General features: G+C 35.4%; 7 protein-coding genes and 1 tRNA gene. All 8 read right to left on the reverse strand.

What is annotated here, in order from left to right:
• A partial coding sequence (locus IHO13_RS02875) for a DNA-directed RNA polymerase subunit beta/beta' (RefSeq protein WP_225538189.1) occupies positions 1-6418 on the reverse strand: 6418 nt, incomplete at its 3' end.
• Positions 6419-6484: 66 nt separating this feature from the next.
• Entirely contained in the window at positions 6485-6886 is a 402-nt protein-coding gene (gene rplL, locus IHO13_RS02880; RefSeq protein WP_225538190.1) for a 50S ribosomal protein L7/L12, read from the reverse strand.
• A gap of 25 nt (positions 6887-6911) precedes the next feature.
• Positions 6912-7430, reverse strand: a complete 519-nt coding sequence (gene rplJ / locus IHO13_RS02885; RefSeq protein ID WP_225538191.1) for a 50S ribosomal protein L10 — start codon at positions 7428-7430, stop codon at positions 6912-6914.
• A gap of 12 nt (positions 7431-7442) precedes the next feature.
• Positions 7443-8096 carry a 50S ribosomal protein L1 gene (gene rplA / locus IHO13_RS02890; protein ID WP_225538192.1) on the reverse strand — a complete coding sequence of 218 codons (654 nt, stop codon included), beginning with the start codon at positions 8094-8096 and terminating at the stop codon, positions 7443-7445.
• Positions 8097-8100: 4 nt separating this feature from the next.
• Complete coding sequence (locus IHO13_RS02895) at positions 8101-8541, reverse strand: uL11 family ribosomal protein (RefSeq protein ID WP_225538193.1); 441 nt, start codon at positions 8539-8541, stop codon at positions 8101-8103.
• 2 nt (positions 8542-8543) lie between these two features.
• Positions 8544-9380, reverse strand: a complete 837-nt coding sequence (gene nusG / locus IHO13_RS02900; RefSeq protein ID WP_368666875.1) for a transcription termination/antitermination protein NusG — start codon at positions 9378-9380, stop codon at positions 8544-8546.
• Positions 9364-9564 (reverse strand): preprotein translocase subunit SecE, encoded by a 201-nt coding sequence (secE, locus tag IHO13_RS02905; RefSeq protein ID WP_225536992.1) that lies wholly within the window; start codon positions 9562-9564, stop codon positions 9364-9366. The genes nusG and secE overlap by 17 nt, the downstream gene beginning before the upstream one ends.
• Before the next feature lie 19 nt (positions 9565-9583).
• Positions 9584-9656, reverse strand: a tRNA-Trp gene (locus IHO13_RS02910).
• Between the last annotated feature and the right edge of the window lie 69 nt (positions 9657-9725).

Here is a 9725-nt window from a genome sequence, read left to right on the forward strand (position 1 = left end):
TTCTGTCGTATATAGATATTGCCTTTAACATATCGTTGGCTATCATATCCGTACACTTAGACCATTCATCTATAACCTTGTTATACCTTTCACTTCTGGTGATTAACCCGTCTTGATATTGCATAGAAAACTTTTTAATTTCATTCCTAGCATGATCGACATGTGTGGCTTTAGTTTTGGGTATAACTAGATCGCAACGACTAAAAGAAGTACCAGAAAATGTAGCATACTCAAAGCCAAGTACCATTAGTTTATCAGAAAATTCTACTGTAGCGCTTTGACCGCAGTTACGATACACCAAATCAACTATATTGGTTACTTCTTTAACTGTTAACACCTGATTTACAAGGTCAAAGCTCAAATTCTCATGTTTAGGAAAGATCTGCCACAATATTAGGCGACCAGGAGTTGTACGGACAGCTTTATAGTAAATTTCGCCGTCACTACTCGTATATTCCATCCTATGCTTCATGTTAGAATGAATATGCAAAGTACCGTTACTCAGAGAGTGTTCAATTTCACCAAAAGTACTCGAGAATGGTAAATCATCATCTTCCTCACTGGTTTGTTCCTGCAAAGTTAAGTAGTGTATACCAAGTATTATATCTTTACTAGGAACTATAATTGGTCTGCCGTTAGAAGGGCTTAAAACATTATTAGTTGACATCATCAATACTCTAGCTTCAAGCTGAGCTTCTAATGAAATCGGGACGTGTACTGCCATTTGATCACCGTCAAAGTCAGCATTAAACGCTGTACAGACAAGTGGATGCAATTGTATTGCTTTGCCTTCAATAAGAATTGGTTCAAAAGCCTGTATACCAAGCCTATGCAGAGTAGGTGCTCTATTTAACAACACAGGGTGTTCTTTTATTACCTCCTCAAGCATGTCCCAAACTTCTGGCTTCTCTGCTCTTATTAGCTTACTAGCAAACTTAATAGTTGGAGCCATACCATATATCTTGAGCTTTGAGTAAACAAAAGGCTTGAATAATTCGAGAGCCATTCTTTTTGGTAATCCACACTGACTTAACTTTAAAGTTGGACCAACAACTATTACAGAACGTCCAGAGTAGTCCACTCTTTTTCCTAACAGATTCTGACGGAAACGACCTTGTTTTCCTTTTAGCATATCGCTAATAGATTTTTTATATCCAACAACACCAGCTTTATTTGCTAGAGTATTACGACGGCTATTGTCAAAAAGAGAATCAACTGCTTCTTGTAACATCCTCTTTTCGTTACGAATCATAATTTCGGGAGGATTTAAACTTAATAGCTTTCTCAACCTATTATTTCTATTAATAATAGTTCTATAATGATGATTCAGATCAGAAACTGCAGGACGACCATTTTCAAGAGACACTAAAGGACGCAAATCAGGTGGCAAAATAGGTATAGTCGTAAGTATCATCCACTCAGGTCTGTTTCCTGATTTAATAAAGTTTTCAATAATACGTAATCTCTTTATAATCTTCTTTCTTCTTATTTCGGAAGTAACAGATTCTAACTCCAATCTTAGATTCTTTCTAATTTCATGTAAATCAAGACGAGCCAGCAACTCTCTTATAGCTTCAACACCTTGCATAGCCACAAAGCTATCGATTCCATAACTATCTTTAGCTTCATTGTAGGCTTTTTCACTAATAATCTCACCTTTTTCAAAAGAAGAAACAAGAGGATCTATTACAATGTAATTATCGCTATATAAAATGTTCTCAATATCTCTTAGAGACATGTCTAGTAATGCTCCAATCCTCGAAGGAAGCGATTTCAAAAACCATATATGAGCAACAGGAGATGCAAGCTCTATATGGCCCATTCTTTCTCTTCTTACTTTAGAAGATGTAACTTCTACTCCACACTTTTCACATATACGACCTCTGTGTCTTCTTTTTTTGTATTTTCCACATAAACATTCGTCATCATTAACAGGACCGAAAACCTTAGGACAGAACAATCCACCTTTTTCAACTTTAAATGTACGATAGTTTGCAGTTGAGACATCTTTTATCTCGCCATAGGACATAGATTTAATACTTTCAGGACTAGCAATGGATATACTAATCTTATCAAAAGACTGTGCAATATTAGTATGAGATATGTCTTCAATAACTATCTCATTTTGCTTTAAAGCTACATTTAGACATAAAGAGCGTAATTCTTTTATCATCACATTAAAAGATTCAGGAGTCCCACACTCAAAATTACTGTCACCTTTTATTATTGATTCATAAATCTTAATCCTACCATTAATATCATCAGACTTCACGGTTAACATTTCCTGTAAAGTATAGGCAGCACCATAAGCTTGCAATGCCCAACATTCCATTTCACCAAAACGCTGACCACCAAAATGGGATTTTCCTCCAAGAGGTTGCTGAGTAACCAAGCTATAAGGCCCTACTGAACGTGCGTGAATTTTATCGTCAACTAGGTGGTGCAACTTAAGCATGTACATATAGCCAACTGTAACCTTACGATCAAATTTTTCACCGGTGCAACCATCATACAATACAGTTTGTCCAGAGTTATCCAAACCAGCGAGTTCAAATAACTTTGTTATTTTTTCATCTTTTGGACCTTCAAATACAGGCGCAGCAACAGGAACACCATCACGTAATTTATTTGCAAACTCGATCAAGCTACTATCACCAATCTCACGAACACTATTACAGATGGATACATCACTACCGCAACTATACACCTCAATAAGGAAGTTACGTAAATTGTCGTGAGCGCTTTTATAGGAGTTTAAATAATTTTTCACTAATGTGTTTAGCTCTTCATTTAGTGTATTTTTATTAGATATATTAAAAATAGAAGCCGCTATTTCCTCATCACTAGCTTCTTCAATTTTTCTGTTATCAAGGTACGCTGCTGCAAATTTTGCAGGGCTATCGTTGTCGAGAGACCTAATTTTCTTACAGAAGGCACTTTTAGTTTTGTTGATTTCATCAAGAATGTCACTTACTTTTTCTCCTAATTTTTTGCAAGCCCAACCTACATGAGTTTCTAATATTTGTCCCACATTCATTCTTGATGGCACACCTAGAGGATTAAGAATAATATCAACAGGAATCCCATCCTCTAAATAAGGCATATCCTCTACTGGTACAACTCGAGAAATCACCCCTTTATTTCCGTGCCTACCGGCCATTTTGTCTCCTGGTTGCAGACTGTGCTTCACAGCAATGAAAATTTTTACTGACATTGATACACCTTGAGGCAAGTCATAACCCTCATCCAATTTTTCTACTTTTTGCTTAAACTGTGTTATTGCATTTGATACTTTTTCATCAAAGTCTTTTTTTAAGCTCTTAACTTGTTCAGAAATAGATTTGTTCTTTAGCCCTATACTCCACCATTGTTCACGTTCAATAGCGTTAAGTTTTTCTTGATCTTGAGAGCAAGAATGCATGAGAAGTTTTTTTAGTTCGTCATAGAAATACTCACTGGCTACATTGATTACATAGTCCCGCTCTTTTTCTAGATCACCCATTTCTTTTTGCTTAATAAGTAATGCCCTTTCGTTCTCTTCAACTCCCCTGCGTGTAAAGACTCTTACATCAATTACTGTCCCTTCAACATCTGGAGATGTGTACAAAGAGGAATCTGCACAATCGAATGACTTTTCACCAAAAATCGTCATCAACAATTTTGTTTCAGGAGGCAATGAAAGAGAAGGTTTAGGTGTAACTTTACCTACTAGAATATAGCCTGGGCCCACTCTTGTACCAATTTTTACTATACCACTATCATCCAAGTGATATAAATTTTCCTCATTAACACCAGGTATAGCACGAGTTATTTTCTCTGACCCTAAAGGAGTATCATGTACAACACATTCGAATTCTTCTATATGGATAGAAGTAAATAGATCCTTTTTAACAACTTCACTGGAAATAATAATAGAGTCTTCAAAATTATAGCCTTGCCAAGACATGAAAGCGACTAGCAAATTTTTACCAAGTGCTAGCTCACCACTATTAATTGCAGGACCATCAGCTATCACATCACCCTCTTTAACGTAATCACCAACACGTACTAATGGCCTTTGATTAATGCAAGTATTATGATTGGAACGCTGAAATTTCTTTAGATGATAAATATCTACACCTAGGTAGTTAACCCTTTCTTCATCAAAGGCGCGTATAACTATGGAATTACTATCAGAGCTATCAACTATGCCATCACGTTTTGCCAAAACTACAGCACCAGAACCAGAAGCAACGAAAGACTCCATACCAGTTGCAACCAAAGGAGCAGTAGGCTTCAATAAAGGTACAGCTTGGCGTTGCATGTTTGAACCCATTAATGCTCTGTTGGCATCATCATTTTCCAAAAATGGGATCAAGGAAGCTGCAACTGATATTACCTGTTTAGGAGATACGTCAATGTAACTCACTTGATCGCTACTTACCATGGCAAAACTACCAGCATATCTACAGTATAGCATATCATCAACAAAACGGTTATTTTCATCAAGCCTTGCACTGGTATCAGCTATATAATACGAACCTTCATCTATTGCAGATAAATACTCAATTTGATCAGTGACAACCCTATTTACTACTTTCCTGTAAGGGCTTTCAATAAAACCATATTTATTAACACGTGCGTATATAGCCAAACTGTTGATTAGCCCTATGTTTTGCCCTTCAGGGGTTTCAATGGGACAAATTCTTCCATAATGAGTTGGATGAACATCGCGTACTTCGAATCCTGCACGGTCTCTCGTTAAACCTCCAGGGCCTAATGCTGATAACCTTCTTTTATGCGTTATTTCAGATAATGGATTAGTCTGATCCATGAACTGGGATAATTGAGAAGAATTAAAGAAATCTTTTAAGGCATTAGTTAATACTTTTGGATTAATAAAATCCGATGGAGAAACTTTGTCTAAACTAGAAGTAGACATAGAGTCGATTATTACACGTTCCAATTTTAATAACCCAGCCCTGAACTGATTCTCTATAAACTCTCCAACTGATCTTACTCTTCTATTTCCCAAGTGATCAATGTCATCCACAGACCCTTGACCGTCACGTAATAGTACTATTTTTCTTACAATTTCAATAATATCTTCGTGTGTTAAGACAGTTAAATCCTCGTCACAATTTAACCCAAGGTAAGAATTAAGTTTTAACCTACCAATATTAGACAGGTCGTAATACTCAGGGTTGAAGAAAAGATTATGAAAAAACTCTTCTACTATTTCTAAAACTGGGACTTCACCGGGACGCAAGACTCTATATATTTCATACAGCGCATCCTGATAAGACATGTTTTCATATAGAAAAAGTGTATTTAATATATAAGGCCCAACGTATAGATTATCGATGTTTAAAACCGATATTTCACCCACAGATAGTAATTCAAGCTTTTTTACGTCTTCCACTTTTATAGACTCACCAGCAGACAAAATTTTCGTAGAGCTAACACTATCTACTAAGTCTTCTGCGAGAAATAAACCACATATGGAATCGAAAGGTACTAGATACTCTTTTAATCCATCGTCATATAGCTTTTTAGCTAGCCTTGAAGTAACACGAACATTAGCCTTAAGTAACACATTACCTTCAACTTCCATTAAGTCAAAGGGTAACCTAACTCCCTTAAATTTGTCAGGAATAAAAGGTACTTTCCAACCATTTTTGTATTTTATATATTTTATTTTTTCATAAAATTTATCGAGTATATCATTATTTGACAGACCCAACGCTTTTAATAAAACTGAGATTGGTAATTTTCTTTTCCTATCAATACGAAAATATAAATGGTCTTTAACATCAAACTCAATATCAAACCAAGAACCTCTATAAGGGATAATTCTAGCAGAATAAATTAATTTACCGGAATTATAAGTTTTTCCCTTATCGCTATCAAAAAATACACCAGGGGACCTATGCATCTGTGAAACGATAACTTTTTCCACCCCATTAATGATGAAAGTGCCTTTATCAGTCATCATCGGCAACTCACAAAAGTGGACTTCCTGCTCTTCTATAAATTTTACAATAGTCGCAAGCTTGGAACTATCTCCACTTTCTTTTATCGATCTATATTCATCGAGAGAAATACCCTCTTGTACAACAACAAGACGTATAGAAGCAATAACTCGAGCAGAAAAAGTTATACCGCGCTTTATACATTCAGACTCATCATACTTAGGATCATCTATTCTGCAGTTTATGAACTCAATAGTAGCCCTATGCAAAGGATCATTTATTGGAAAGACTGAATGAAAAATAGATTCAAGTCTTTCATTATCATGACTTCCAGGAGTAAATGACTTGTATGACTCTTTTTGAACTTTAACTAAGTCTAACAAAGAATCTTTTAAGTCAATTGACCTGGAATAAGAAACCCTAGGAACAAAAGCATCAGAAACACACATATAAGAAGAATCAACCATTAAAGTACCCCAAACTAACTAAAAGCGCTGAATCAATATAAAATTAATATATTAAATATAAGCATCTTATTCAAGTTCCACTTTGGTTGCTCCTGCTTCAATGAGTTGTTGCTTTATTTTCTCTGCTTCATCTCTAGGAATGTTATCAGTCAGATTCTTAGGCAAGGATTCAACTAACTCTTTTGCTTCTTTTAAGCCTAATGTAGAATTAACCTTTCTAACCATTCTAATGATTTCCATTTTTTTGCTTGCATCAATTTCTTTAATTACAACTTTGCATTCAGTTTTTTCTTGAGAACCAGGACTAGCAGCATTATCACTAGTAGGTGCACTAGCACTAGCAACTCCGCCAACAAAAGAACCAGCGGGTAATCCTATCTTCTCTTCTAAAACTTTTACAAGTTTAGAAGCCTCTAATAGATTTAAGGATAATATTTTATCAACCAAATCGTTTGTTACATTACTCATACTACTACCTTACTTAACAACAAATTTATTTTCTAGAACTATAATAATCTAACATTCTTATAAGCCTCATAGAAGGTGAGTTAATAGATAACGCCAACCGAGCAGGAATATTATGAGATATTAAACGTATAATTTTAATACGCAACTCATCCAGAGAAGGCAACTTAGCTAGTTTATTAACATCCTTTATTGTAAGCAATTGATTAAGGTGAGCTGCGCAAATCACAGACATCTTTTTTTTATTAGCATCAATAAAATCAACTATCAGCTTTGCAGCTTCTACTATACCACTAGAGTATATAATAGCAACAGGACCAGAAAACCTATCTGACAAATAGGGAAATCTATCAGTCCTTTCCAAAGCTAAACGAGCTAGAGTATTTTTAACTATTAGCATCCCACCTGCTATAGCCTTTAAGCTACTCCTGAGGGCTAATGAGTCACTAGCATTTATAGATTTAAAATTTACCAGTATTAAGAAATCATTATTTACAAACACATTCATTATGTTCTGTATAAAGTCATCCTTACTTTCACGCTTCACAGTATTACTCCCTTAAATTATATCTTCCACTTTATTTATTTTATAAGCTTTTCCCATAGTTGAATTCAAAAAGACACTCTTAAAGTATACTCCTTTAACAGAAACAGGTTTACCATTTTTAATGACTTTAAGAAAGGCTTTCAAATTTTCTAGCAAATCATCAACACCGAACTTGATGTTTCCTAATTTACCGTGGATAATACCATTTTTGTCTGTCCTAAATTTTATTTGACCAGACTTAATGGTTTTAACAGCTTCTGCAACTTTAGAAGTCACGGTACCAAATTTAGGATTAGGCATCAACCCCTTGGCACCTAATGCTTTTGCGATAGAGGTAATTTTTGCTATAAAATCGGGAGTAGTGATACACCAATCAACATCTAATTTTCTACCCTTTTTTATTTCTTCAACTAAATCCTCCTCTCCTACAATATCAGCACCAGCTTTTTCAGCTTCTGATAAATGCTTATCTTGGGCAAAAACAGCTACTTTAATGTCCTTTCCAATACCCTTAGGCAAAACCACTGTACCGTACACCTGTTCTTCAGGTTTACGTGAATCCACACCTAAATTAACTGCAACATCAATTGACTCATTAAACTGTGCTAAAGCAGACTCAATAATCTTTTCTAAACATTGCTTGGAATTACCGTGATATGCACTCATGCGCTTAACCTTCTACAACTTCTATACCCATAGATTTGGCAGTGCCTATAACCATTTTCACTGCTGAACCCTCATTATCCACTTTCATGTCAACCATTTTACATCTTGCTACCTTAATTATAGCAGACATAGGCAACTTCGCCACCAATTCTTTACCCGGATTATTGGAGCTTTTGGTCAATTTAGTTTCCTGCTTAAGCAAATAAGCAACAGGCGGCCCACTGACAGTAAAATCGTGAGAGCGATCATCCTTTATAGAGATTCGTACTGTTACCAAATCACCTACCTTATAGTTAGCGTTAGCCGTGCTAGTCGCCTTATTAAAAGCTTCGCAGAACTTAGGAACAGGTATACCACGCGGACCAAGCACTGAAGCAATTTTTGGTCCGGGTACTGCCTTCCCCGCTTCCATTAATAAATTAATCTTAGTAACCACGACACTCATAATTAATCCTCTATTTTCTCTACTTGAGCTAAATCTAACTCTATTATTGTTGGCTTACCTAGAATTGACACTTCTACATTAATAATTTTTTTTTCATCGTTAATCATATCTACTTTACCAGTAAAATTTTGAAAAAGACCGTCATTAATTTTCACCTTTTCTCCCTTTTCATAACCATGACTTAACTTTTTCATCTCTTGAGCATTGTAAAGTGCATTACACATTGAGCGAATCTCATCATCCAAAATTACCTTGGGAACATTACCATTTTTTAAGAACCCATAAACTTTAAGAGACTTTGGTATACTATTAACAAAGTTTAACACTTCATCACATAAATTTACATATAAAAAAACATAACCAGGAAAGCATTTTCTTCGTGTAACAGTTTTTTTAGACCTTAATTCTGCCTCACTTGGCTCTTCATATGGGATAAAAACTTCCTTAAAATAATCGCTAACTCCTAACCTCATGGAATTTTCTAACACGTGTTGACACACCTTTTCTTCATAATTGGAAGCAACTCTCAAAATATACCACTTGTACTTGTCGAATTCTCTACGCTTTAAACTCATTTCATCATCTAAAACTACTTCAAAATTACCAGGCTCATCACTGCAGAACCCAGGTGTTTGATTCAGAATATCCTTACTCTCATCACACAGGTGCATATACACGTACAGTTCACACAGTTCCCTTATGTCATATTTTGAATTGCCTACCGTTTGATAAGGAATAAATACCTCCTTAAAATAAGCAGTGTAGTTTACCAACTCACGTAAGTGCCTCTCATGCCCGTAATCAACTTTAATAATGTACCATTTATATTCCATAAACAATTCCAAATAAAGCTTTAATTGTGTAAAGAGACGTAAAATCTATCAAATGAAAGAGGACTGAGAAGCATAGTATAACAATTGCTACAACAAATAAAGACGATAACACTTCTTGCTTCTTCACCCAGACAATTTTTCGTATTTCCTGTTTGATATCACACAAAAAGACACTTAAACCTTTTAACATTTCTACCACAACATTAATGCAGGAGCGATAGGAATTGAACCTACAACCTCTGGTTTTGGAGACCAGCGCTCTACCAATTGAGCTACACTCCTATGACTAAACTTTCACTCCAAAATTTCAGAAACAACACCAGAACCAACAGTTCTACCACCCTCTCTTAT

Origin of the sequence: Wolbachia endosymbiont of Mansonella perstans (assembly GCF_020278605.1) — a bacterium.
Classification (GTDB): Bacteria; Pseudomonadota; Alphaproteobacteria; order Rickettsiales; family Anaplasmataceae; genus Wolbachia.